This is a genomic window from Rhizobium sp. O111, from assembly GCF_055616315.1.
On sequence record NZ_JBSHXL010000001.1, the window covers coordinates 1,689,362 to 1,712,723 of the forward strand.

The following is a 23,362-nucleotide window of genomic DNA, read 5'->3' on the forward strand; positions in this document are numbered from 1 at the left end:
TCAACAACCCTGAGACCGCGCCGGTTCCTTGACTTCTCAACCGTTTCAGCCTATGTGGCGCTGCATTGCGGCATGCAATCCCGCCGACTCAAGCCTGAGCCTGGCCGAACCGGAACGGAAACAGTTTTCCCTTTGACGACATTTGCTGATCTTGGCTTGAGCCAAAAAGTGCTTTCCGCTGTCACCGACGCGGGCTACACGGTGCCAACACCTATTCAGGCTGGCGCGATTCCGTTTGCGCTTCAGCGCCGCGACATTTGCGGCATCGCACAGACGGGCACCGGCAAGACCGCTTCCTTCGTTCTGCCGATGCTGTCGCTGCTCGAAAAGGGCCGCGCCCGCGCCCGCATGCCGCGCACGCTGATCCTCGAGCCGACCCGCGAACTCGCCGCCCAGGTGGCTGAGAACTTCGAGAAGTACGGCAAGAACCACCGCCTCAACGTCGCGCTTCTGATCGGCGGCGTTTCGTTCGAAGAGCAGGATCGCAAGCTCGAGCGTGGCGCCGATGTCCTCATCTGCACCCCCGGCCGCCTGCTTGACCATTTCGAGCGCGGCAAGCTCCTTATGAGCGGCGTCGAGATCTTCGTCATCGACGAAGCCGACCGCATGCTCGACATGGGCTTCATTCCCGATATCGAACGCATCGCCAAGATGATCCCGTTCACCCGCCAGACGCTGTTCTTCTCGGCCACCATGCCGCCGGAAATCCAGAAGCTGGCCGACCGCTTTCTGCAGAACCCGGAACGCGTCGAAGTCGCGAAGCCCGCTTCCGCATCCAAGACCATCACGCAGCGCTTCGTCGCCGCGCATGGCAAGGATTACGAAAAGCGCTCGACGCTGCGCGACCTCATCCGCGCCCAGGAAGAGCTGAAGAACGCCATCATCTTCTGCAACCGCAAGAAGGACGTCGCCGATCTGTTCCGCTCGCTGGAACGCCACGGCTTCTCCGTCGGCGCGTTGCATGGCGACATGGACCAGCGTTCGCGCACGACCATGCTGCAGAATTTCCGCGACGGCCAGCTCCAGCTTCTGGTGGCTTCCGACGTCGCGGCCCGTGGTCTCGACATCCCCGATGTCAGCCACGTCTTCAACTTCGATGTGCCCATCCACGCGGATGACTACGTGCATCGCATCGGCCGTACCGGCCGCGCAGGCCGTGCAGGCTCTGCTTTTACCATCGTCACCAGCCGCGACCAGAAATTCACCGACGCGATCGAAAAGCTGATCGGTGAGAAGATCGAATGGCACAATGGCGATCTCTCGTCGTTGCCGCCGGCCGAGCCGAGCCGTGACGACGATCGCTCGCGCCGCAAGGGCGGCCGTGAGCGGGATAAGGACCGTGGCCGCGGCAGAAATCGTTCGGGTCATAAATCTGATATCGCCGCCGAGGATAATGGCGTCGAGACGATCGAAACAGCAGCCGCACCGGTACAAGCCGCACCAGCAAGGGTCGAAAGCGTGAAGCAAGAGCGCAAAGCAGAAAACAACAGGCAGAACAACAACGCGCGCGACCGCCGCCCTTATCCGGCTAACGACGACAATCGCGACCGCCGCCGCTACCGCGACCACGATGACGGCCCGACGCCGGTTGGCTTCGGCGACGACATCCCCGCCTTCATGCTGATCACGGCAAACGCCAAGATCTGACACGATGGGCAGCCCCGGCATTGATTTTCCGGGTCTCGGCGTAGGATTGGTTATCCTGCGCCACAGAAAGATCCTCCTCTACAAACGCGTCAAGGCGCCCGAAGCCGGCCACTGGAGCATCGTGGGCGGCAAGGTGGATCATATGGAGCCGGCCGAACAGGCGGCGAAACGCGAGGCCGAGGAAGAAAGCGGCCTCGAAATCGGTCGCGTCAAGCTCTTGGGCCAGACCGAGGTGATCAGCGACGCCGACCGCCAGCACTGGATCTCGCTCCTCTACATCGCAGAAGACTATACTGGCGAGCCGGCATTGACCGAGCCCGACAAGCTTTCGGATTTCGGCTGGTTCTCGCGCAACGATCTGCCGCAGCCGCTCTCGGCATTCGCTGAGGCCGCCATCGGCCATCTCGGCGCCGAACAGTTCTAGTATTGAAGTTTGAAAGCGCGGCCGATCACTCCGCCCGCATCGCCGCCTCGTAAGCCAGCCGCACCCAGCCCGCCATCAGATCGGGATCGTCATACGCGTCCTCGGGGATTGACCAGTACGGCATCTTCACCGGCTTGCCGCTCTTTCCCTCATAGGTCCACTGGCTGGCGCCGGCCTCGGCGAAGGCGGGCGAACTGACGTCATCGGCCTTCAGAAGCATATCGCCGCGAAACTCGAGCGCGATGATCCGGCCGAGATGATAGATCCCCTTGCCGCCGAACATGCGCTTGATCGTGACGGGGCCAAGCCCCTGAAACATCTCTTCGATTTCGGCCGGATCCATGAGAAAGCTCGCTCTACAGGCTGTAATAATCGCGGTTCATGTAGAACAGCGCCGGCTTCGCCTCGTCGAACCGCACCGCCATGACTTCGCCGAAGATGATGTGATGCGTCGTCATCTCCTTGATTTCCGTCACCCGGCAATCGAAAGACGCGAGCGCGTCCATGAGCACGGGCGCGCCGGTGACCAGCTTGTCGAAACGGCCCGTGGAGAAACGATCGCCGTCTTCCATTTTCGTGCGCCCGGAAAACGCGTCGGCCAGCGCCTGATGATGCGCGCCCAGCGTATTCAGCGCGAAAATACCGCTGCGGAAGAAGATCTCGTTCTTCGGATTGCTGTTGTTGAGGCAGACCAGCACCGTCGCCGGGCTGTCCGAGACCGAACAAGCCGCCGTGATCGTCACCCCGCGCCGCTGGTCGCCGACTGCGGTCGTCACCAACTGAACGTGCCCGCCGAAGCGGCTCATCGCGTCCCTGTAGAGGCCGGGATCGATCGGTTGCTTGCTCAACAAAATTTCACTCCACGAACACACGCATTTCGCACGCATTATGACGGTCATAGGTTATCTTTTCTACAAACCGATGCCGAAAAGCGACCGATCCGCGCGTTTTTCTTTGACGATCCATTCCGGACGGATAAAAGAGCAGGAATAAACGGTTGGGGCGTGCATCTTTCATGACTATCTCGCGTTGCTTAGGTCTTCTGCCGCTGCTGCTTGTCGCAGCCGGGGAATGCCATGCAGCCGGCGTGACGATTGGCGTCGTCGCTCCGCAGACGGGTAGTTTCGCGCCGCTAGGCGCTGAGATCGTTGCCGGCGCCGAGGCGAAGATCCGCCAGGATGGCGACACCATCGTCACCGTCAACGAACCCTGCGAGGACAATAGCGGCGGCGTCGTCGCCGATGCGCTGATCGCAGCCAAGGTCCAGGTCGCTATCGGCTTCCTCTGCAGCCAGACGCTCGACGGCGCGCTCCCCAAGCTGAAGGACGCCAACATCCCTGCTATCACCGTCTCCGTGCGCTCCCGCATTCTCATGGAGGACGCGCTGAAGAACGGCTGGCCGCTGTTTCGGCTTGCGCCCGCCGATGGCGCAGAGGCCGCGAAGATCATCGAGGTCATCCTGCGCGACTGGGCATCGAGCCCCATCGCGCTCGTCGAGGACGGCACGATCCACGGCCGAGAGCTCACCGAAGCGGTGCGCAACGCGCTGGAGCAGAACGGCCTGAAGCCCGTCTTCACCGACACATACCGCCCCGGCCAGGAGCAGCAGATCGCACTCGTTCGCCGGCTCAAGAGAGCGGGCGCCACCAAGGTCTTCATCGGCGGCGACCGCAGCGATGTCTCCATCATCGCCCGCGACGCCAAGGCCGAAAAGATCGCGCTCGACCTGATGGGCGGCGACGGAATGCGCGCGGCCGACCAGCCGCTGCCACTCGCCGACGGCGTGCTGGCTGTAACACTGCCCGATTATACCGCCCGCGCCGATGCGTCGCCCGCAGGTGTGGCGCTGCGCGCCGCAGGCGTCGAGCCGGAAGGCTACGTTCTGCCGGCCTATGCCGCGGTCGAGATCGCCATCAAGGCGGTGCAGGCGGCGGCAGCGGACGAGCGGCCGGTCGCCCAACATCTCGGCGGCATGCCCTTCGACACCGTGCTCGGCCAGATCACCTTCGACGCCGGCCACGAGCTGTCGCAAAACCCATATCAGCTGATGCAATGGCGCTCCGGGGCATTCGTCCCCTTCAGCGCGCCGGCGCAATAACGCCTGCTTGATCCCAGGCGACTTCAACGGAGAGAGACAATGACCCAGCCCATTCGCATCGCGCCATCCGTTCTGGCCGCCGACTTCGCCAAGCTCGGCCAGGAGGTGCGCGACGTGACCGCGGCCGGCGCTGACTGGATCCACCTCGACGTCATGGACGGTCACTTCGTCCCCAATATTTCCTTCGGCCCCGACGTCATCAAGTCGCTGCGCTCCTACACCGACGCCACCTTCGACTGCCACCTGATGATTGCCCCCGTCGACGACTATCTCGAAGCTTTCGCCAAGGCCGGCTGCGACCGGATCACCATCCATGCCGAGGCCGGACCGCATCTGCATCGCTCGCTGCAGACCGTGCGCAATCTCGGCAAGAAGGTCGGCGTCACCCTCAATCCGGCAACGCCGCTCTCCGTCTTTGAAAACGTGCTGGATGATATCGACCTGATCCTCATCATGTCGGTCAATCCCGGCTTCGGCGGCCAGAAGTTCATTCCCGCCATGGCCGACAAGATCGCCGCCGCCAAGTCACTGATCGGTGACCGGCCGATCGACCTCGAGGTCGACGGTGGCGTGACGATCGAAACAGCGCCTGTCATCGGCAAGGCCGGCGCCAACGTGCTCGTCGCCGGCTCCGCCATCTTCAAGGGCGGCTCGGTCGAGGCCTACAAGCAGGCCATTTCGGCGCTCCGGACAGCGGCTGAAGGCCAATCCAAGTAAGATCGGGCCAAGCAATGCCGAGAATGGCGTGTCGCTGATGGGAGACCGGCTACGGGCTGCGTACCCGCCCTACTCCGCCGTGCTCGTCGGCGCGCCGCTCTGGGCTCTCCAGATGCTGGCTGCTGCGATGAGCACGCTCTATCTGCGCAACGGCCTGGAGACCAGCCACCTCGGCGATCTCGCCATCCTCTATTTCGCCGGCGGCCTGCTTGCCTGGCCCTTTGCGGTCATGCTGGGCCGCTTCTTCGCGCACAAGCGCCGGATCGAGACGCGCTTCGCCGCCTTCTTCGTGGCGCTTGCGGCCTGCACCATCCTGATGACGGCGTTTCTCTTCGCGATGGACTACCGGGTTTTCTACTCGCGCTGGCATGCGCCGGGAGGATCTGTGATCTGGTTTTTCCAGCTGATCTTTACCGGCGCGAGCTCCGTCTACCAGTTCATGGTGCTCGGTTTGCGGCTCTTTGTCCCCCTCGGGCTCGTCTGCCTGCTGTCAACGAGTTTCGCGCTTGCGAAACGCATGCGTTGAGATTGCCGCGCGTCTTTGCTACACGGGCGCCAACATTCCCCTTTAGAACGCCAACATTCCTTACGAACGAAAGCAGGAAGCCATGATCCCGCGCTACTCCCGACCTGAAATGGTCGCCATCTGGTCGCCCGAAACCAAGTTCCGCATCTGGTTCGAGATCGAGGCTCATGCCTGCACCGCGCTCGCCAACCTCGGCGTCATCCCGCAGGAATCCGCACGCACCATCTGGGAAAAGGGTTCGGTCGCCGAATTCAACGTCGCCCGCATCGACGAGATCGAAGCCGTCACCAAGCACGACGTCATCGCCTTCCTGACGCACCTCGCGGAATTCATCGGCCCCGACAGCCGCTTCGTCCACCAGGGCATGACCTCTTCCGACGTGCTGGACACCACCTTCAACATCCAGCTGGTGCGCGCGGCCGACCTTCTGCTTGCAGACATGGACCGCGTTCTCGCGGCCCTGAAGACCCGCGCCTTCGAACACAAGGATACGGTCCGCATCGGCCGCAGCCACGGCATCCACGCCGAGCCGACGACGATGGGCCTGACCTTCGCGCGCTTCTACGCTGAAATGAAGCGCAACCGCGATCGTCTGGTCGCTGCCCGCGCCGAAGTCGCGACCGGCGCGATCTCGGGCGCCGTCGGCACGTTTGCCAATATCGACCCGAGCGTCGAAGAATATGTCTGCGAACAGCTCGGCCTCGCCGCCGAGCCGATCTCGACCCAGGTCATCCCGCGCGACCGCCACGCGATGTTCTTCGCCACGCTCGGCGTCATCGCCTCGTCGATCGAAAACGTCGCCATCGAAATCCGCCACATGCAGCGCACCGAAGTGCTCGAAGCCGAAGAGTTCTTCTCTCCCGGCCAGAAGGGCTCGTCGGCCATGCCGCACAAACGCAACCCGGTGCTGACAGAAAACCTGACGGGTCTCGCCCGCCTCGTGCGCATGTCGGTTGTTCCGGCGATGGAAAATGTCGCTCTCTGGCATGAGCGCGACATCAGCCATTCGAGCGTCGAGCGCGCCATCGGCCCTGACACGACGATTACGCTCGATTTCGCGCTGAACCGTCTGGCCGGCGTCGTCGAGAAGCTGGTGATCTATCCTGAAAACATGCTGCGCAACATGAACCAGTTCAAGGGACTGGTCATGAGCCAGCGCGTGCTCCTGGCGCTCACCCAGGCCGGCGTGTCCCGTGAGGACAGCTACCGTCTGGTGCAGCGCAACGCCATGAAGGTCTGGGAAAAGGGCGCCGACTTCCTCGAGGAACTGCTCGGAGACGCCGAAGTCCGCGCCGCACTGTCGGAAGAGGAAATCCGCGAGAAGTTCGACCTCGGCTACCACACCAAGCACGTCGACACGATCTTTAACCGGGTCTTCGCCAACAGCTGATCGACCTGATCAACTCTTCTGCGGCGCCTTTCGGGGCGCCGCTTTTCGTTTGTCCTTCTGCGAGCGCGCGGCATCGATCTTCTTGCGCACGGCGGCGGCCGTCTTCGTGGATTTCGGCGCCGCATCGGCCGCCGCCTGCTTCTCCGTCTGCCCACCTTTCGCAGCCTTCGCGACCAGCCGGTCGAGATGCTTCAGGTCGTCCTCGTCGAGGTTCTCGATACCGATGAACCGGTTCTCCGCATGGCTCGTCAGGATCAGCTCGTCGAGCTTCGCCTGGATGGCCCGCGTATCGCGCGTTTGGGCGTTCTGCAGCACGAACACCATGAGAAAGGTGATGATCGTCGTGCCGGTGTTGATCACCAGCTGCCACGTCTCGGAATAATCGAAGAACGGCCCCGTCACGGCCCAGAGGATCACCAGGATCAATGCAAGGACGAAGGTCACGGGCTTGCCCGCCCACTCCGACGTCTTCGCCGAAAAGCGCATGAAGATATGCTGCGTGTCTGCCATGTTTGCCTCCCTCAAAGCTTGCACCGGTCAAACTCCGAGGAAGGCATTGGGTTCCTGAGTGAACCAGATGGCGATCAAACGATCGGCGGCGCCACCAGCTTGCGATAGAGGTGCCAGGTCGAATGGCCGAGGATCGGCATCACCAGCGCCAGCCCGACGAAGAGCGGGATGGTGGCGACGGCAAGCGACACCGCGACGATCAGCCCCCAGCACAGGACCGGAACCGGATTGGCAAACGTGGCCCGCAGCGATGTCTCCATGGCGGCCACGAGACCGATGTCACGGTCGAGCAGGATCGGAAAGGTGACGACGGTCGTGGCCAGCACGATCAGCGCGAAGCCGAACCCGATCAGGTTGCCCCAGATGACCAGCTGCATGCCTTCCGTTGTGCCGAAGATCTCGGAGAAGAAGGCTGACATCGATCGCGGAAACACGTCGCTCAGCACATTGAGATAGAGCGTCTGCGCGGCCACCAGCCAGACGACGAAGAAGGCAAACAGCATCAGCCCGCCGGTGACGATCGACGGAAAGGCCGGCGACCGCGTCACTTCCATGGCATGCCGCCAGGAACTGTCCATGCCTGCCTCCCGCCGCCTGCTGATCTCATAGAGACCGATCGCCGCCAGAGGCCCGATCAGAGCGAAGCCCGCGATCAGCGGAAAGATCATCGGCAGCAGATTGGCGCTCGATGTGGCCACCGCGAGAAAAATACCCGCGATCGGATACATCAGGCACAGAAACACGTAATGCGATGGTTTTTCCCTGAAATCCGCCATACCGAGCCGGATGGCGTCGAAGACGTCGGCAAGGCCAATTTTGTTGATGACCGGGCGCGAATAGACATCGTCCGCGCCGGACATGACGTGAAATGCCGTCATGGCTTTCTCCTCCTCAGCCATTGAGGCCAGCGGCGAAAGCATCGGCGGTGCCGACATCGAGCGCGACCGGCAATGCGCTAACATAACAAAAATTGACCGAGCTGTCCTGCTTTCCCTTGACTTTATCGCCGCGCCTTCTCACATCGGCGGCACCATGAAAGCTTCAGACGCCGAAATCCTCATCATCCCCGGTTACACCAATTCCGGCCCCGACCACTGGCAGAGCCGCTGGGAGGCGAAACTCAGCACCGCGCGCCGCGTCGAGCAGGCGGAGTGGTCCAAGCCCGTGCGCGAGGATTGGGCAGCGCGGATTGCCGAGGAAGTCAATAAGTCGACCCGTCCAGTGGTGCTTGTCGCCCACTCGCTCGGCGTGCCGTCGCTTCTGCATGCGATCCCGCAGTTCGAGAAGCCGGTCGCCGGCGCTTTTCTGGTCGCGCCGCCTGATGTCACCAACCCCGACATCCGCCCGAAGCACCTGATGACCTTCGGCCCCTACCCGCGCGAGCCCTTGCCGTTCCCGAGCGTCACGGTCGCCAGTCGCAACGATCCCTTCGGCACCTACGAGCATGCCGACGAGATCGCCGCAAGCTGGGGATCATTGCTGGTCGATGCGGGTGAATCCGGCCACATCAACGCCGATTCCGGTCACGGCCCGTGGCCCGAGGGCACGATGGTCTTCGCGCAGTTCCTCAGCCGTCTCAAGGGCTAGGCCGCGCCCGCATTCCCACGCGGACAATACTCAGTCGCCCTCGCCGCGCACGAAAAACACGCTCGCGAAGCCGGCAAGGACGACGCATTGCATGATGAACATTGGCCAATCCTGAGCCATGGCTTTTCCTCCATACCCAACATATAGGGCGGAAAACACCGAACAGCTATTTTGCGGCCGTTGTGACATCGTTGCAAATGACATCGCCGCGAGCGGCTACAGGGTCCTGTGCCTATGCAGACTGACATATCGTGCGTGTAGTGGCTATAAGTGGAAAATAATTCTAGTCGGTGTCAGTAAAGCCAGTAGGGACTTTCTGGAAGAAAATTCCAAAATGACGCCACCGTCAGGTTGACAGCTGGTAGCGAAGCGGTATATCCCCACCGTAGCTAGAATTCCCACCTAAAATTTACCTTGCGTTAATGTTCCGATTCGGGCATTAAAAAAGCACGCCGATTCTAAATCGACGTGCCTTTGTGTGTTTGAGCTGCGGTCCCTGGTCGCCGTAGACAAGCCGGGGATGCTGCGTCGTCTAAGCAACTTCGTTGTAGACCCCAAAGGCCATCTTTGCAAGGCCAGAGGGACTACCACCAATGCCTAAGGCCCAGAGTGGCAACAAAGCATCGTCGATTGCCGGCAAGGTACTCGGCGGAAAAACTCCGACGAAGTCCGAGGTTCGAACTTTGGCGGGCTCCGTGCTTCGCCAGGACGAGACTAAAGGTCGTCGCAAGTAATGAATAAAAAGAGGGCGGCCCGAAAGCCGCCCTCTTCTCACTTGAGACTGCCAGCTACTCCCGCCACCGCAACGTCAATCACAACACCTAGACCTCGTTGGGGGCAGTAGCGGGTGACATCCCGATAGCGTACCTTCGTTAGCTTCTGACCTGCTTCGGCGAGATCATAATTGAAGCCGCTGAGCTCTTTGCGACACGCCGCAAACACCGAGGGGAGACAAAGCAGCAACTAAACTTGGTAACGCGCCGGCCATCCAATTGAATATACTTGGCTTTTTTATCATCGGAAATTAAGCTGGGCTTAATTTAATACAAGCAAATTGACACACGCCAGACGAGCGAGTGCGAGCATTGACCAAGAAGAGCCCTGATCAACCGATTGGTTCAAGCAAAAGCGGTGACAGCATCGCTTCAGCGAATGCTTCCGAACGCGAGACCGACGCGCTCGTCGAGCGCGAAAGCCGCTGGAACTACGCGCTTGTCGGCTCGGATCTCGGCGTATGGGATCACAACCTCAAGCTTGGAACACGCTATTACTCCGAGACATGGAAGACCATGCGCGGCATGGCGCCCGACGAAGAGGCGGATGGCGACTACGACGTCTGGATCGCGCTGATCCATCCCGACGACCGCGCCTTCGTTATCGAGGCGATCGACCGGCAGAATGCTGGCGACCCCAATTTCCGTGTCTTCGAATATCGCGAGCGGCATCGGGACGGCCACTGGATCTGGATCGAATGCCGTGGCGCCTGTGTCGAATGGGATGAGAACGGCATGCCTGCCCGCCTCGTCGGCACCGACACCGACATCACCGCCCGCAAGCAGGCCGAAGAGCGGCTGGCGCACATGTCGCGGCGGCTGGATCTTGCTCTCGACATCTCAGGGATCGGCGTGTTCGAATCCGATCTCGATGCAGGCACCGTCGAGTGGGACGCGCGCCTCTTGTGGATCTACGGCATCACGAACCCGACACGCGCCTCGCAGGGCGACGTCTGGACCGAAACGCTGCATCCCGACGACCGTGAGCGGGTGCAGGCGACGGTGGCGGAGAACATCGAGCGCCAGTCGGGCTTCCAGCACGAATTCAGGATCATCCGCGGCGACGGCGCCGAGCGCGTCATCCGCGCCAAGGCGGCCTTCTTCATCGACGGCAACGGCCACCGCAAGCTGATCGGCGCCAATTGGGACGTGACCGAGGAAGTGGCGCTCAACGCCGAGCTCCAGCGCGCCAAGGACCTCGCCGAGGCCCACAACCGCGAACTCGAGGCGGCCAAGGAGAGCATCGAGCATCTCGCCCTCCATGACTTTTTGACCGGGCTGCCGAACCGCCGCTATCTCGACCGCAAGCTGGAAGAATATTCGACAAGAGCAAGCACGACCGACGATACGCTTGCGGTGCTGCATATCGACCTCGACCGCTTCAAGCAGATCAACGACACGCTCGGCCACCGCGCCGGCGACGCCATGCTGAAGCACGCAGCATCTGTGCTGACCGAGACCGTTCGGCCGGGCGATTTCGTCGCCCGCATCGGTGGCGACGAGTTCGTGGTACTCTGTGCGCTCGATGTGACGCCGAAGAAGATCTCCAACATGGCCGAGCGCATCGTGCGCGAGCTGAGCCGCCCGATCCGCTACGAGCATCACGAATGCCGCTTCGGCGCGAGCGTCGGTATCGCCACCGACAGCGGCCCGATGCTCGACGGCAAGCAACTCCTGCTCAACGCCGACATTGCGCTCTACCGCGCCAAGAGCGGCGGCCGAAACCGGCACGAGTTCTTCTCAAAGGATGCCCGCCGCCAGGTGATCGCCAGCAAGCGGTTGGCCGACGATATCCTGATCGGCCTCGAACGGCGCGAATTCGTGCCCTTCTATCAACCGCAGTTCGATGCCCGCACGCTTGATGTCACAGGCGTTGAGACGCTCGCCCGCTGGCAGCACCGCGAACACGGCCTGCTGGCCCCCGATCGCTTCCTCGACATCGCCGAGGACATCAACGTCGTCGCAACCATCGACGGCGTCATTCTCGAGCAGGCGCTGGCCGACCGCGCCTCCTGGGAGAGCGAAGGCATCGTCATTCCGAAGATCGCCGTCAATGTCTCCTCCCGGAGACTTGATGATCCGGCGCTCGGCAAGAAGCTGCGGGCGCTGAAGATCGTGCCCGGAACCATCGCCTTCGAGCTTCTGGAATCCATTTCGCTCGATGATTGCGACGACGCCGTCATCGCCAATCTCCGCCAGTTCCGCCGCCTCGGCATCGACATCGAGATCGACGACTTCGGCACCGGCCACGCCTCGATCGTCAGCCTGCTCAGGCTGAGCCCGAAGACGCTGAAGATCGACCGCGAACTGATCCGCATGCTGCCGACCTCGTCCGAGCAGCGCAAGCTCGTCCGCTCGATCATCGAGATCGGTCGCTCCCTGAGCATTCTGGTGACCGCCGAAGGCGTCGAGACCATGGAGCACGCGCGTATTCTGGGCGACCTCGGCTGCGATGTGCTGCAGGGCTATGCGCTGGCCCGCCCCATGCCGGCAATGCAGATCCCCTCCTTCATTCGCTCCGCGAGTTGGCGCCAGGCGGCCGCAGCCGCAAATACGCCGGCGCCCCGCAAGCCGAGCAAGGCGACTGCCTCCAAATAAAACACTGCACAACCCCGGCATAAACCTACGGTCGTTTTGTTAAGCCGGGAAACGGGGTAGAATGCATTTCTTAGACATTCGATTCTCGCATCGGTGCTCCGGAAGACCGGAATCCGAGGGAAGGAGTGACAGGCGGATTGTGAAACCCTCGCTTTTCCTTTATGGGGACGCCACGAGATCGATCCACTCGCGCTAATCCCAAGAGCGCCAACGACAAGAGAACAATCGCAATGAACCGTCGCCGCCGTATTTACGAGGGCAAGGCCAAGATTCTGTATGAGGGACCCGAGCCAGGCACGCTGATCCAGTTCTTCAAGGATGACGCCACCGCCTTCAACAAGAAGAAGCACGAAGTCATCGATGGCAAGGGCGTTCTGAACAACCGCATCTGCGAGTTCATCTTCAACCATCTGAACAAGATCGGCATTCCCACGCACTTCATCCGCCGCCTCAACATGCGCGAGCAGTTGATCCGCGAAGTCGAGATGATCCCGCTTGAGATCGTCGTGCGCAATGTCGCCGCCGGCTCGCTGGCCAAGCGCCTTGGCATCGAGGAAGGCGTGGTCCTGCCGCGCTCGATCATCGAGTTTTACTACAAGTCGGACGCGCTCGAAGACCCGATGGTCTCCGAGGAGCACATCACCGCCTTCGGCTGGGCCAACCCCGCCGAGCTCGACGACATCATGGCGCTGGCGATCCGCGTCAACGACTTCATGACCGGCCTGTTCTTGGGCGTCGGCATCCAGCTCGTCGACTTCAAGATCGAATGCGGCCGCCTCTATGAAGGCGACATGATGCGCATCATCCTCGCCGATGAAATCTCGCCGGACAGCTGCCGTCTCTGGGATATCGACACCCAGGAAAAGATGGACAAGGACCGCTTCCGTCGCGACATGGGTGGCCTTCTCGAAGCCTATTCGGAAGTGGCGCGCCGCCTCGGCATCATCAACGAGAACGAGCCTGTGCGCGGCACTGGTCCGGTTCTCGTCAAGTAACATAACGGCTAAGCAAGACATTCGCTAAAAAGGCAGGGAAGACAAAGTGATCAAGGCTCGTGTAACCGTCACGCTGAAAAACGGCGTTCTCGATCCGCAGGGCAAGGCCATCGAAGGCGCGCTCGGCGCGCTGGGCTTCGACGGCGTCGGCCATGTCCGCCAGGGCAAGGTATTCGACGTCGAAGTCGAAGGCACCGACAAGGCCAAGGCCGAAGGCGACATCAAGGCCATGTGCGAAAAACTCCTCGCCAACACCGTTATCGAGAACTATACTATTTCTCTCGACTAACGGTTGCGGAGATTGTCCGATGGCTGAAGTGACACAAGAATTTATGTTTGAGTTCTTTAAGCGCATTCAGGCCGAAATTTCGGGGCTGAAACACACTCAGAACGAAATGAGAAGCGAGTTGAACTCCATGCGGGGGATACTCGTTTCAGTAAACCAGGACATTCACAACATCTACAGCGTGCTCGACCGTCACGACCAACGTCTCGAACGCATCGAAAACCGTCTCGAACTTCGAGAACTCGCAGAAGCACAAGCAAGGTTTGAACAACACCCATGAAATCCGCCGTCGTTCAGCTTCCGGGCCTCAATCGCGATCGTGACATGATCGCCGCTCTCACCAAGATCTCTGGCCAGGCGCCGGTGACGATCTGGCAGACGGAGACCGATATCCCCGATGTCGATCTGATCGTCATTCCTGGTGGGTTCTCCTATGGCGACTATCTGCGCTGCGGCGCGATCGCCGCGCGCATGCCGGTCATGCAGGCGATCATCGAGAAGGCCAACAAGGGTGTGAAGGTTCTGGGCGTCTGCAACGGCTTCCAGATCCTCGTTGAATCCGGCCTGCTTCCCGGCGCGCTGATGCGCAATTCCTCGCTGAAGTTCGTCTGCCGCGAGATCAAGCTCGAAGTGGCCAATGCCGAGACGGATTTCACCCGCGCCTATGCCAAGGGCCAGGTCATCCGTTGCCCGGTCGCCCACCACGACGGCAACTACTTCGCCGACGCCGAGACGCTGACAAAGATCGAAGGCAACGGCCAGGTGGTCTTCCGTTACGCCGAGGGCACCAACCCGAACGGCTCGCTGAACGACATCGCCGCCGTCATGAACGAGGGCGGCAACGTGCTCGGCATGATGCCGCATCCGGAAAACCTGATCGAAGCCGCCCATGGCGGCTCCGACGGCCGGGCGTTGTTCGCTTCCGCGCTCGACGTAATCGCTGCTTAACCTTAAACGGATATGAGGCCATTCATCCGGTCCACTGGAGCAAGATCGATGCGCCCTCACCTTCCCCTGACACATGTCCTCACCATTGCCGCGACCGCGGCACTGGTTGCGTCTTGCCAATCCAAGACACCGGCACCCAGCCAGGACCGCAGTGCGCTGTCGACCATGGAACGCGTGGCGGTGGCGGCCAACAATTGCTGGTTCAAGTCGGGCGACGCGACATTTTCCGCCTACAAGCTGGCGCCGGAGCTCAATTCCTTCTCCGGCCGCCCGCGCATTCTCGTCGTCCACAAGGGGAGCCCGGAAAGCCGGCCACTATTGGTCGTCCAGGCGGAAGGCAACCCTTCAAAGCTGGACGCCTTCGGCCCGATGATGGACAGCCCGGCACGCCCACGCATTGCCGGCGACGTCACGCGCTGGGCCGGCGGCAACAAGAGTTGCAGCTAAGCGGCCGATAGCGCGCCCAAGCCTTCAATCCCAGAAGAACGACTTACCGACTTCCTTGCCGGCATCGGCCCTGCTGATGCCGATATCGAGGAGTTCCGCATCCGTCAGATCCCTGAGCACGCGCCGGCTGGCCCGCTTCTGCTGCCAGAGCGCGACCTTGTCCCAAACGCGGCCAAGAGCCGCCCACACATCGTGCCGGTTGAACCTCGGCGTTTCACGGTATTGCTCCGTTTGGTGGAGCCGATTGTCTCTCCTGAAGTCAGGCGCTACTGACATGTCACTATCCGATCGCTGATTGTATGCGTTCACCCTGATAGACTTGACAGGATAAGGGTGACAATCTAGGAAATTGTCATCATGACAAATTGGCTCCCTGATCTCTCGCGTGGTTCCGGCCCGGTCTATCTGCGGCTCGCGGACAATATCGAATCCGCCATTGCCAGCGGCGCCCTGCCCGCAGGCAGCAAATTGCCGCCGCAGCGCAATCTCGCGTATGATATCGGCGTGACAATCGGCACAATCGGCCGCGCCTACGCGCTGGTGCACGAGCGCGGCCTGGTGGCGGGCGAAGTCGGACGCGGCACCTACGTGCTGGACCGGGCGGAGACGGCACCGGGTAACCAGCCCGATCCGCTGACGATTGCGCTCGGCGGCACCAGGACAATCGACGCGCCATCGGGAAAAATCCGCTTCGACACGACGGCGGCTCCTGATCTTGGCCAAGGGAAAGCCATCGGCCGCATCCTTGCCGATATCGGCGAGCAGCAGCTTGCCGAGATCTCCTCCTATTCGCGCGTCTTCCCGAAAAACTGGTACGAAGCCGGGCGCCGTTGGCTATCGCGCAACGACTGGGCGCCAGACACCGAAAACATCGTTCCCACGCTCGGCGCACACGCGGCCGCCATCGCGGTCATTTCGGCGATATCCTCACCCGGTGACAAGATTGTCTTCGAGAACCTCAGCTATACGCAGGTGAGCCGCAGCGCCCGCATCCTTGGCCGGCGGACCATCACCGTCGATTCCGACGAGCATGGCGTCATTCCCGATGATTTCGAGCGCCTCTGCTCGCAGCAACACCCAAAGCTCGCCTTCCTGATGCCGACGGCCCACAACCCTACTCTATCAACCATGCCGCATGAGCGGCGCGCCAAGATCGCCGAGATCGCGCGCAGACATGGGGTCTGGCTGATCGAGGACGATCTCTATGGCGGCATGACCGGCGACGAAAACCCGCTGCTCGCCTCGTTGGCGCCCGATCGCACCTTCCTGATCAGCGGTCTTTCGAAATCGGTGGCCGCCGGCATCCGTGGCGGCTGGGTCGCCTGCCCGCCGCATTTCGCGCAGCGCATCAAGGTCACCCACAAGATGATCACCGGCGGCCTGCCCTTCATTCTGGCTGAAGCCTGCGCCCGGCTTGTCGAAAGCGGCGAGGCGCACGAGATCCGCGAGGCCTGCATCACAGAGCTTTCAGGGCGAGAGCGGCTGGCGCGCGAGACGCTTCATGGCTTCGATTTCGTCTCGCACCCGCATGTGCCGTTCATCTGGCTAAAACTTCCCGATCCCTGGCTCTCCGGCACCTTCAAGAACGCCGCCTTCCGCGATGGCGTGCTGATCGACGACGAAGACGAGTTCAAGGCGGCCCGGACCGACAAGGTCTATCACCGCGTGCGCGTCAGCTTCTCCTCCCCCAAGGATAGAGGAGAAATGGTTGCAGGTTTGATGACAGTTCGACGCCTGCTTGAAAGTGGCGGTGCGGGATACGACGGCGAGGTCTAAAGCTGTTGCAGATCAGCCGCACCCGTTAAAATCTAGGGCTTTCAGCACCTGTCTGCTTTACCGAATCGATTTGCATGCTACCAATTAGGGTGAGGACGGCGATCTGCGCCGGCACCAAAGGCGGCGCATGACAATGAACAGCATGGCATCGGCATCGACCGGTCGCGGACTACTTCTCGCGGCTCTCCTTGCAAACATCTCGCTCCTGCCGGTCTCGGCCCATGCGGATGAAAAGATCTTCGACGAATTGCGCTTTGGCGCCTCGGCGTCGATACAGGGCGGCCACAGCCACGAAGATGGCGTCTTCCCCGAAGTCACGGTCTTCTTCGACCCGTTCGGCCAGGATACGGCAACGGACTGGAAGCAGACGCTCGCGCGTCCCCGCCTGAACCTAGGCACCTCGATCGGCACCTCGGGCGAAGCGACGCAGATCTTCGGCGGTCTCGCCTGGACGGTCAATTTCAATGAGAAGGTCTTCGCCGAAGCCGGTTTCGGTGGGGTCTGGCACAATGGCGATCTCGATAACAGCGCCGATGGTCCCGATCTCGGCTGTCGTTTCCTCTTCCACGAATATGTCGGCGCCGGTTATCGCTTCGACGCGCACTGGAATGTCATGGCGCAAGTCGCCCATTCCTCGCACGCCAATCTCTGCGATGGGCCGAATAACGGCATGACGCGCGCCGGCATCCAGGTCGGCTACAAGTTCTAAACTTCCCGATATTGCGCTACGAAGCCCGCTCTCTGTGAACAGCGGGCTTTTTTCTGTCGCGCGCCGCACCCACTTAGGCTAAAGACACCGAAATCGCGCAACGGCAGGGACTTCGCAGAGCTCATGACCATTTCCAATACCCGCCCGATCACTCCAGAATTGATCGCCGCCCACGGCTTGAAGCCGGACGAATACCAGCGGATTCTGGATCTGATCGGCAGGGAGCCGACCTTCACCGAGCTCGGTATCTTCTCGGCCATGTGGAACGAGCACTGCTCCTACAAATCCTCCAAGAAGTGGCTCCGCACGCTCCCCACCAAGGGTCCGCGCGTTATCCAGGGCCCGGGCGAAAACGCCGGTGTCGTGGATATCGATGACGGCGACGTCGTCGTCTTCAAGATGGAGAGCCACAACCACCCGTCCTACATCGAGCCCTACCAGGGTGCGGCGACCGGCGTCGGCGGCATTCTGCGCGACGTTTTCACCATGGGCGCCCGCCCGATCGCAGCCATGAACGCGCTGCGTTTCGGCGCGCCTGATCATCCGAAGACGAAGCATCTCGTTTCCGGCGTCGTCTCCGGCGTTGGCGGCTACGGCAATTCCTTCGGCGTTCCGACGGTCGGCGGCGAAGTCGAGTTCGACGCGCGCTATAACGGCAACATCCTCGTCAACGCATTCGCGGCCGGCCTTGCCAAGTCCGACGGCATCTTCCTTTCCGAAGCCAAGGGCGTCGGCCTTCCCGTTGTCTATCTCGGCGCCAAGACCGGCCGTGATGGCGTCGGCGGCGCGACCATGGCATCGGCCGAATTCGACGAATCGATCGAAGAAAAGCGTCCGACCGTTCAGGTCGGCGACCCCTTCACCGAAAAGTGCCTGCTCGAAGCCTGCCTCGAGCTGATGCAGACCGGCGCCGTCATCGCCATCCAGGACATGGGTGCGGCCGGCCTTACCTGTTCGGCTGTCGAAATGGGCGCCAAGGGCGACCTCGGCATCCTGCTCGATCTCGACACCGTTCCGGTGCGCGAGGACCAGATGACCGCTTACGAGATGATGCTGTCGGAAAGCCAGGAGCGCATGCTCATGGTTCTCGAGCCCGCCAAGGAAGAAGTGGCCAAGGCGATCTTCGTCAAGTGGGGCCTCGATTTCGCGATCGTCGGCAAGACCACGGATGACCTGCGCTTCCGCGTCATGCACCAGGGCGTTGAAGTGGCCGACCTGCCGATCAAGGATCTCGGCGATCAGGCACCGGAATATGACCGCCCTTGGCGCGAGGCCGACAAGCGCGCGGCCCTGCCGGCCAATCTGGTGGCGGCCCCCGAGGATTACGGCCAGGCGTTGCTCACGCTCGTCGGCTCGCCAAACGAATCCAGCCGCCGCTGGGTCTACGAACAGTATGACACGCTGATCCAGGGCAACTCGCTGCAGCTGCCGGGTGGCGACGCCGGTGTCGTGCGCGTCGACACGCACCCGACCAAGGCGCTCGCCTTCTCCTCCGACGTGACGCCGCGCTATGTCGAGGCCGATCCGTTCGAAGGCGGCAAGCAGGCTGTGGCCGAATGCTGGCGCAACATCACCGCAACCGGCGCCGAGCCGCTGGCGGCGACCGACAACCTCAACTTCGGCAACCCGGAAAAGCCCGAGATCATGGGCCAGCTGGTGCAGGCCGTGAAGGGCATCGGCGAAGCCTGCCGCGCACTCGACTTCCCGATCGTCTCGGGCAACGTCTCGCTCTACAACGAGACCAATGGCGTCGCGATCCTCCCGACCCCCACCATCGCCGGCGTCGGCCTGCTTGGTGACTGGAAGAAGATGGCGCGCATCGGCAGCGCATCCGATGGCGACAAGGTCATCATGATCGGCACCGACGGCAGCCACCTCGGCTCCTCCATCTATCTCCGCGACATTCTCGGCAGCACCGACGGCCCGCCGCCGGAAGTCGACCTCTTCGCCGAACGCCGCAACGGCAACTTCGTCCGCTCGGTCATCCGCAACGGCCAGGCAACCGCCTGCCACGACATTTCCTCGGGCGGCCTGGCGCTTGCTCTGGCGGAAATGGCGATGTCCTCGGGCAAGGGCCTGAAAATCAGCCTCAGCGAAGGTCGCGGCGAAACCCACGGGCTTCTCTTCGGTGAAGACCAGGCGCGCTACGTTCTGACCGTTCCGGCCGATGTCGCCAGCTTCGTCTGCGCCAACGCCGAAGGTGCGGGCGTTCCGTTCCGCCGCCTCGGCACGGTCGAGGGCGACGCGCTTGTCGTCGACGATCTGCTGTCGCTTCCGATTCAGCAATTGCGCCACGCCCATGAATCATGGTTCCCTGAATTCATGGATGGCAGCGGCACGCTCGCTGCCGCGGAATGATGCGCAAGGAGTAATCGACCATGGCCATGAAACCCGGTGACATCGAAGACATGATCAAGGCCGGCATCCCCGGCGCAAAGGTGGTCATTCGTGATCTGGCCGGCGACGGCGATCATTACGCCGCCGAAGTCGTAGCCGAAGCCTTCCGCGGCAAGAGCCGCGTGCAGCAGCACAAGATGGTCTACGACGCGCTGAAGGGCAATATGGGCGGCGTTCTGCACGCGCTGGCGCTGCAAACCTCCGCGCCAGAATAAGAACGGCGGTCAAAGCTTGTTGAAAAATGCCCGGTTCCGCCGGGCATTTTTGATTCCCGGTCGCCAACCAGGCGCGGAAGTATTCATCGACATTGAATGAGGCGCGCAGCGGTTGCCGAACCTCAATCCGTAACGGATCGGCAACAGCCAGAACATCAGACCGATAGGGCACTCCTTTTTTTGTTCCCACCTGCTGGAATTCCGGTCGTCACATGCTATCTAAGCTTAACGATTGAAACGGCGGGCCTTTAACTCGCCTGTTGAAAGGATTAGGTCCCATGAGCGGCATCAACGAATTCATCGACAACGAAATCAAGACCAACGACGTCGTCCTCTTCATGAAGGGCACGCCGCAGTTTCCCCAGTGTGGTTTCTCCGGCCAGGTCGTGCAGATTCTCGATTACATCGGCGTCGACTACAAGAGCGTCAACGTGCTCGCTGATTCGGAAATCCGCCAGGGCATCAAGGATTACTCCAACTGGCCGACCATTCCCCAGCTTTACGTCAAGGGTGAATTCATCGGCGGCTGCGACATCGTCAAGGAAATGTTCCAGGCTGGCGAATTGCAGCAGCACTTCCAGGAAAACGGCGTAACCGTTCGCGGTGCTGCCTGACCTGACCGGTCACCGGGCGTCCGCCCGGTTTCCATTTCCGTATTTTGAGTCCGAGGCGCTGTGCTGAACAGCGCCTTGGCCTGTTTTTGGGAATTACATTGTGACAGATTCATCACAAGCCGCGCATGTGGGTCGTATCCCCATGCGCAAGGGTGAGTTCATCGCGCTGGCCGCCTTCCTGATGGCGATCAACTCGCTGGCGATCGATATCATGCTACCGGCGCTGCAGCAGATCGGCGCCAGTCTGAACGTCGAAAGCGAAAATCACCGCCAGTTCGTGGTTTCCAGCTACCTTCTCGGCTTCGGTTTTGCCCAGCTCATCTACGGTCCGCTGTCCGATCGCTTCGGTCGCCGCCTCCCACTGCTGGCCGGCATCGGCATCTATATCTGCTCCTCGCTTGGCAGCGCGCTGATTCCGACCTTCGAAGGCCTGCTGATCCTGCGCTTCATCCAAGGGCTAGGCTCCGCGGCCACCCGCGTCATCACCATCTCCATCGTTCGCGACATTTACGGCGGAAGGCAGATGGCCGAGGTCATGTCGCTGATCATGATGGTCTTCATGATCGTTCCGGTCATCGCGCCCGGCAGCGGCCAGATCATCATGCTCTTTGGCAGCTGGCACCTGATTTTCCTCTTCATCGCCGTGATGGCCGCCCTCATCGCCTGCTGGGCCTATATCCGCCTGCCCGAGACGCTGCATCCGGAAAACGTTCGCCCCTTCACCGCAAAATCGGTGCTTGGTGGCTTCAAGGTCGTTCTCACCAATCGTGTGGCGCTCTGCTACACGATCGCCAGCACTTTCATCTTCGGCGCACTGTTCGGCTTCATCAATTCCGCGCAGCAGATCTATGTCGGCATCTACGGCCTCGGCGTCTATTTCCCCTTCGCCTTCGCCGGCGTCGCGGTCTTCATGTCGATGTCGTCGTTCCTGAACTCGCGCCTGGTTGGCAAGTTCGGCATGCGCCGGCTATCGCACGGCGCTCTCCTTGCCTTCATCACCATCAACACGGTCTGGCTGCTGGCCCTGATACTCGGCCCACACCCGATGCCGTTCTTCCTCTTCATCGGCTTCTTCGGCCTGGCGATGTTCAATTTCGGCTGGATCGGCTCGAACTTCAACTCGCTGGCCATGGAGCCGCTCGGCCACGTCGCCGGCACCGCCTCCTCGGTCCTCGGTTTCATGAGCACCGTCGGTGGCGCGCTGATCGGCGCCGGCATCGGCCAGGCCTTCAACGGCACGGCACTTCCGATGGTCGCCGGCTATTTCACGGTCTCGATCATCGGCCTCGTCTTCGTGCTGATCGCCGAGAAGGGAAAGCTCTTCCAGCCGCATAATCCGGCTGTTTGATGAAGCATGCGACGGTTGAGACACATTTATATTTCAGGACAATCATATGACGCCGCCCCATAAGCCGCATACCGAAAACCAGGGGTCCAGCCGCATCGGCATGGGCTTCCTCGAATTCGTCATCACCATCGCCATCATGACGGCAAGCGTCGCCATGGCGATCGACAGCATGCTGCCTGCCCTTCCCGCCATGGGCCATGCGCTCAACGTTGCCAACGCCAACGACGCGCAGCTCGTCATCGGCGTCTTCTTCCTCGGCTTCGGCGTCTCGCAGATCATCTTCGGCAGCCTGTCGGACACATTCGGCCGCCGCAACATCATGCTCGGTGGCCTCGCGGTCTATGTGCTGGCCATGTTCGGCGCAGCTGCCACCGGCAGCTTCGAAATGCTGCTCGTCATGCGCTTCATCCAGGGCCTCGGCGGCGCGGCCGTCCGCATCACCACCATGGCGGTCGTCCGCGATTGCTTCGGCGGCCGCGAGATGGCGCGTGTCATGTCCTATGTCATGATCGTCTTCATGATCGTGCCGATCGTCGCCCCCTCAGTCGGCCAGCTGATCATCACCTATGCCAACTGGCACTGGATCTTCATCCTGCTCGGCATCGTCGGCGCCATCCTGTTCCTCTGGGCATCCCTTCGTTTGAAGGAATCGCTGCCGCGCGAAGAGCGCATACCGCTCTCCTTCGGCAATGTCGTCGATGGCTTCAAGACGGTTCTGACCAACAAGATCACCTGCGGCTACATGATCGGCCTGACCATGTTCACCGCCGTCATCAGCGCCTACGTGATCTCTGTTCAGCAGGTCTTCGGCGAGGTCTACGGTCTCGGCGACTGGCTCCCCATCGCCTTTGCGGCGACCGCCGGCGGCATCGCGGTCGCCAACTTCGCCAACGGCTTCTTCGTGCGCAAATTCGGCATGCGCCGCATCTCTCATGTCGCGATGATCCTCTTCACCATCATCTCGGCGATCGGCTTCTTCAAGGCGCTCGGCGGCACGCCGAGCTTCACGCTGGCCTATACGCTGTTCACGATCCTGCTGATGATGTTCGCCGTGATCGCTACCAACTTCACGGCGATCAGCCTGGAGCCGATGGGCAATCTCGCCGGCACCGCTACCTCGATCACCGGCTTCGTCTCCACCACCTTCGGCGCCATCCTCGGCGGCGCGGTGGGCCAGCTGTTCAATGGCACGGTACAGCCGCTCTTCGGCGGCTTCGCACTGTTCGGCCTGATCAGCATCGCAGCCACGCTCTGGGCCGAAGGCGGCAAGCTCTTCACCCACCCGGGCGACGATCCGCAGCTCGATCCGGGCGCTGGGCATTTCTAAAATACGAAGCCCGCCGATTTGGCGGGCTTC

25 protein-coding genes are annotated in these 23,362 nt (G+C 61.6%); 20 read left to right on the forward strand and 5 right to left on the reverse strand.

All coding sequences use genetic code 11. The annotated features are described in order from the left end of the window. Nucleotides 1–132: 132 nt before the first annotated feature. Nucleotides 133–1,647, forward strand: a complete 1,515-nt coding sequence (locus ACVTFQ_RS08645) for a DEAD/DEAH box helicase (RefSeq protein ID WP_018902221.1) — start codon at nt 133–135, stop codon at nt 1,645–1,647. A gap of 4 nt (nt 1,648–1,651) precedes the next feature. After that, nucleotides 1,652–2,071, forward strand: coding sequence for an NUDIX domain-containing protein (locus ACVTFQ_RS08650; RefSeq protein WP_111563563.1), 420 nt, complete (start codon nt 1,652–1,654; stop codon nt 2,069–2,071). Between the two features lie 25 nt (nt 2,072–2,096). On the opposite strand, the gene ACVTFQ_RS08655 is transcribed toward ACVTFQ_RS08650, so the two are convergent. Beyond that, nucleotides 2,097–2,414, reverse strand: coding sequence for a TfoX/Sxy family protein (locus tag ACVTFQ_RS08655; protein WP_111563562.1), 318 nt, complete (start codon nt 2,412–2,414; stop codon nt 2,097–2,099). 13 nt (nt 2,415–2,427) lie between these two features. Beyond that, the gene (locus ACVTFQ_RS08660) at nt 2,428–2,922 is read right to left on the reverse strand and encodes a flavin reductase (protein WP_026283689.1); all 495 of its coding nucleotides are present in this window, start codon (nt 2,920–2,922) and stop codon (nt 2,428–2,430) included. 164 nt (nt 2,923–3,086) lie between these two features. On the opposite strand from ACVTFQ_RS08660, the gene ACVTFQ_RS08665 reads away from it, so the two are divergent. From ACVTFQ_RS08665 to purB, 4 genes are all read left to right on the forward strand, one after another. Continuing rightward, nucleotides 3,087–4,169, forward strand: a complete 1,083-nt coding sequence (locus tag ACVTFQ_RS08665) for a branched-chain amino acid ABC transporter substrate-binding protein (protein ID WP_111563561.1) — start codon at nt 3,087–3,089, stop codon at nt 4,167–4,169. A gap of 39 nt (nt 4,170–4,208) precedes the next feature. Beyond that, the gene (rpe, locus tag ACVTFQ_RS08670; protein WP_018902216.1) at nt 4,209–4,886 is read left to right on the forward strand and encodes a ribulose-phosphate 3-epimerase; all 678 of its coding nucleotides are present in this window, start codon (nt 4,209–4,211) and stop codon (nt 4,884–4,886) included. A gap of 37 nt (nt 4,887–4,923) precedes the next feature. After that, nucleotides 4,924–5,412 carry a hypothetical protein gene (locus ACVTFQ_RS08675; RefSeq protein ID WP_181459287.1) on the forward strand — a complete coding sequence of 163 codons (489 nt, stop codon included), beginning with the start codon at nt 4,924–4,926 and terminating at the stop codon, nt 5,410–5,412. 82 nt (nt 5,413–5,494) lie between these two features. Beyond that, nucleotides 5,495–6,802 carry an adenylosuccinate lyase gene (gene purB / locus ACVTFQ_RS08680; RefSeq protein ID WP_111563560.1) on the forward strand — a complete coding sequence of 436 codons (1,308 nt, stop codon included), beginning with the start codon at nt 5,495–5,497 and terminating at the stop codon, nt 6,800–6,802. Between the two features lie 9 nt (nt 6,803–6,811). Here the strand turns inward: purB and ACVTFQ_RS08685 are convergent, their stop codons facing one another. Together ACVTFQ_RS08685 and ACVTFQ_RS08690 are read right to left on the reverse strand one after the other, a co-directional pair. Then, nucleotides 6,812–7,312, reverse strand: coding sequence for a low affinity iron permease family protein (locus ACVTFQ_RS08685; protein WP_111563559.1), 501 nt, complete (start codon nt 7,310–7,312; stop codon nt 6,812–6,814). Nucleotides 7,313–7,386: 74 nt separating this feature from the next. Continuing rightward, the gene (locus tag ACVTFQ_RS08690) at nt 7,387–8,190 is read right to left on the reverse strand and encodes a DUF2189 domain-containing protein (RefSeq protein ID WP_111563558.1); all 804 of its coding nucleotides are present in this window, start codon (nt 8,188–8,190) and stop codon (nt 7,387–7,389) included. A gap of 154 nt (nt 8,191–8,344) precedes the next feature. On the opposite strand from ACVTFQ_RS08690, the gene ACVTFQ_RS08695 reads away from it, so the two are divergent. The 7 genes from ACVTFQ_RS08695 to ACVTFQ_RS08725 all read left to right on the forward strand — a co-directional run bounded on the left by ACVTFQ_RS08695 (nt 8,345) and on the right by ACVTFQ_RS08725 (nt 14,946). Further along, entirely contained in the window at nt 8,345–8,899 is a 555-nt protein-coding gene (locus ACVTFQ_RS08695; protein ID WP_026283685.1) for an RBBP9/YdeN family alpha/beta hydrolase, read from the forward strand. A 1,085-nt stretch (nt 8,900–9,984) separates the two neighbouring features. Continuing rightward, nucleotides 9,985–12,270: a GGDEF domain-containing phosphodiesterase gene (locus ACVTFQ_RS08700; RefSeq protein ID WP_111563557.1), complete on the forward strand. Its 2,286-nt coding sequence runs from the start codon at nt 9,985–9,987 to the stop codon at nt 12,268–12,270. 230 nt (nt 12,271–12,500) lie between these two features. Beyond that, nucleotides 12,501–13,265 carry a phosphoribosylaminoimidazolesuccinocarboxamide synthase gene (gene purC / locus ACVTFQ_RS08705; RefSeq protein ID WP_018902208.1) on the forward strand — a complete coding sequence of 255 codons (765 nt, stop codon included), beginning with the start codon at nt 12,501–12,503 and terminating at the stop codon, nt 13,263–13,265. Between the two features lie 46 nt (nt 13,266–13,311). Next, nucleotides 13,312–13,554: a phosphoribosylformylglycinamidine synthase subunit PurS gene (gene purS / locus ACVTFQ_RS08710; protein ID WP_018902207.1), complete on the forward strand. Its 243-nt coding sequence runs from the start codon at nt 13,312–13,314 to the stop codon at nt 13,552–13,554. Between the two features lie 19 nt (nt 13,555–13,573). Beyond that, the gene (locus ACVTFQ_RS08715) at nt 13,574–13,831 is read left to right on the forward strand and encodes a hypothetical protein (protein ID WP_111563556.1); all 258 of its coding nucleotides are present in this window, start codon (nt 13,574–13,576) and stop codon (nt 13,829–13,831) included. After that, nucleotides 13,828–14,499, forward strand: a complete 672-nt coding sequence (gene purQ / locus ACVTFQ_RS08720; protein ID WP_111563555.1) for a phosphoribosylformylglycinamidine synthase subunit PurQ — start codon at nt 13,828–13,830, stop codon at nt 14,497–14,499. Before ACVTFQ_RS08715 ends, purQ begins: the two co-directional genes overlap by 4 nt. A gap of 48 nt (nt 14,500–14,547) precedes the next feature. Beyond that, complete coding sequence (locus ACVTFQ_RS08725; protein WP_111563554.1) at nt 14,548–14,946, forward strand: hypothetical protein; 399 nt, start codon at nt 14,548–14,550, stop codon at nt 14,944–14,946. A gap of 24 nt (nt 14,947–14,970) precedes the next feature. Here the strand turns inward: ACVTFQ_RS08725 and ACVTFQ_RS08730 are convergent, their stop codons facing one another. After that, nucleotides 14,971–15,222 (reverse strand): DUF1127 domain-containing protein, encoded by a 252-nt coding sequence (locus ACVTFQ_RS08730; RefSeq protein WP_111563553.1) that lies wholly within the window; start codon nt 15,220–15,222, stop codon nt 14,971–14,973. Between the two features lie 81 nt (nt 15,223–15,303). On the opposite strand from ACVTFQ_RS08730, the gene ACVTFQ_RS08735 reads away from it, so the two are divergent. The 7 genes from ACVTFQ_RS08735 (at nt 15,304) to ACVTFQ_RS08765 (ending at nt 23,332) form a co-directional block, all read left to right on the forward strand. Then, nucleotides 15,304–16,722 (forward strand): aminotransferase-like domain-containing protein, encoded by a 1,419-nt coding sequence (locus tag ACVTFQ_RS08735; protein ID WP_111563552.1) that lies wholly within the window; start codon nt 15,304–15,306, stop codon nt 16,720–16,722. A gap of 142 nt (nt 16,723–16,864) precedes the next feature. After that, nucleotides 16,865–17,431, forward strand: coding sequence for an acyloxyacyl hydrolase (locus ACVTFQ_RS08740; protein ID WP_018902201.1), 567 nt, complete (start codon nt 16,865–16,867; stop codon nt 17,429–17,431). Between the two features lie 123 nt (nt 17,432–17,554). Then, nucleotides 17,555–19,789 (forward strand): phosphoribosylformylglycinamidine synthase subunit PurL, encoded by a 2,235-nt coding sequence (purL, locus tag ACVTFQ_RS08745; protein WP_111563550.1) that lies wholly within the window; start codon nt 17,555–17,557, stop codon nt 19,787–19,789. Between the two features lie 20 nt (nt 19,790–19,809). After that, nucleotides 19,810–20,043 (forward strand): BolA/IbaG family iron-sulfur metabolism protein, encoded by a 234-nt coding sequence (locus ACVTFQ_RS08750; RefSeq protein WP_018902199.1) that lies wholly within the window; start codon nt 19,810–19,812, stop codon nt 20,041–20,043. Nucleotides 20,044–20,321: 278 nt separating this feature from the next. Next, nucleotides 20,322–20,657: a Grx4 family monothiol glutaredoxin gene (gene grxD, locus ACVTFQ_RS08755; RefSeq protein ID WP_018902196.1), complete on the forward strand. Its 336-nt coding sequence runs from the start codon at nt 20,322–20,324 to the stop codon at nt 20,655–20,657. A 142-nt stretch (nt 20,658–20,799) separates the two neighbouring features. Further along, nucleotides 20,800–22,005 (forward strand): multidrug effflux MFS transporter, encoded by a 1,206-nt coding sequence (locus ACVTFQ_RS08760; RefSeq protein WP_111563549.1) that lies wholly within the window; start codon nt 20,800–20,802, stop codon nt 22,003–22,005. 46 nt (nt 22,006–22,051) lie between these two features. After that, nucleotides 22,052–23,332 (forward strand): multidrug effflux MFS transporter, encoded by a 1,281-nt coding sequence (locus tag ACVTFQ_RS08765; protein WP_111563548.1) that lies wholly within the window; start codon nt 22,052–22,054, stop codon nt 23,330–23,332. Nucleotides 23,333–23,362 lie beyond the last annotated feature (30 nt).

Excerpts from the sequence above, each read along its gene's own strand:
- ACVTFQ_RS08690 (WP_111563558.1), bottom strand. The coding sequence starts at position 8,190 with ATGACGGCATTTCACGTCATGTCCGGCGCGGACGATGTCTATTCGCGC.
- ACVTFQ_RS08650 (WP_111563563.1), top strand. The coding sequence starts at position 1,652 with ATGGGCAGCCCCGGCATTGATTTTCCGGGTCTCGGCGTAGGATTGGTT.
- ACVTFQ_RS08675 (WP_181459287.1), top strand. The coding sequence starts at position 4,924 with ATGGGAGACCGGCTACGGGCTGCGTACCCGCCCTACTCCGCCGTGCTC.
- ACVTFQ_RS08715 (WP_111563556.1), top strand. The coding sequence starts at position 13,574 with ATGGCTGAAGTGACACAAGAATTTATGTTTGAGTTCTTTAAGCGCATT.
- purL (WP_111563550.1), top strand. The coding sequence starts at position 17,555 with ATGACCATTTCCAATACCCGCCCGATCACTCCAGAATTGATCGCCGCC.
- ACVTFQ_RS08750 (WP_018902199.1), top strand. The coding sequence starts at position 19,810 with ATGGCCATGAAACCCGGTGACATCGAAGACATGATCAAGGCCGGCATC.
- ACVTFQ_RS08685 (WP_111563559.1), bottom strand. The coding sequence starts at position 7,312 with ATGGCAGACACGCAGCATATCTTCATGCGCTTTTCGGCGAAGACGTCG.
- purQ (WP_111563555.1), top strand. The coding sequence starts at position 13,828 with ATGAAATCCGCCGTCGTTCAGCTTCCGGGCCTCAATCGCGATCGTGAC.
- rpe (WP_018902216.1), top strand. The coding sequence starts at position 4,209 with ATGACCCAGCCCATTCGCATCGCGCCATCCGTTCTGGCCGCCGACTTC.
- grxD (WP_018902196.1), top strand. The coding sequence starts at position 20,322 with ATGAGCGGCATCAACGAATTCATCGACAACGAAATCAAGACCAACGAC.
- ACVTFQ_RS08655 (WP_111563562.1), bottom strand. The coding sequence starts at position 2,414 with ATGGATCCGGCCGAAATCGAAGAGATGTTTCAGGGGCTTGGCCCCGTC.
- purB (WP_111563560.1), top strand. The coding sequence starts at position 5,495 with ATGATCCCGCGCTACTCCCGACCTGAAATGGTCGCCATCTGGTCGCCC.
- ACVTFQ_RS08765 (WP_111563548.1), top strand. The coding sequence starts at position 22,052 with ATGACGCCGCCCCATAAGCCGCATACCGAAAACCAGGGGTCCAGCCGC.
- ACVTFQ_RS08740 (WP_018902201.1), top strand. The coding sequence starts at position 16,865 with ATGGCATCGGCATCGACCGGTCGCGGACTACTTCTCGCGGCTCTCCTT.
- ACVTFQ_RS08665 (WP_111563561.1), top strand. The coding sequence starts at position 3,087 with ATGACTATCTCGCGTTGCTTAGGTCTTCTGCCGCTGCTGCTTGTCGCA.
- ACVTFQ_RS08735 (WP_111563552.1), top strand. The coding sequence starts at position 15,304 with ATGACAAATTGGCTCCCTGATCTCTCGCGTGGTTCCGGCCCGGTCTAT.
- ACVTFQ_RS08730 (WP_111563553.1), bottom strand. The coding sequence starts at position 15,222 with ATGTCAGTAGCGCCTGACTTCAGGAGAGACAATCGGCTCCACCAAACG.
- ACVTFQ_RS08725 (WP_111563554.1), top strand. The coding sequence starts at position 14,548 with ATGCGCCCTCACCTTCCCCTGACACATGTCCTCACCATTGCCGCGACC.
- ACVTFQ_RS08760 (WP_111563549.1), top strand. The coding sequence starts at position 20,800 with ATGCGCAAGGGTGAGTTCATCGCGCTGGCCGCCTTCCTGATGGCGATC.
- purC (WP_018902208.1), top strand. The coding sequence starts at position 12,501 with ATGAACCGTCGCCGCCGTATTTACGAGGGCAAGGCCAAGATTCTGTAT.
- ACVTFQ_RS08695 (WP_026283685.1), top strand. The coding sequence starts at position 8,345 with ATGAAAGCTTCAGACGCCGAAATCCTCATCATCCCCGGTTACACCAAT.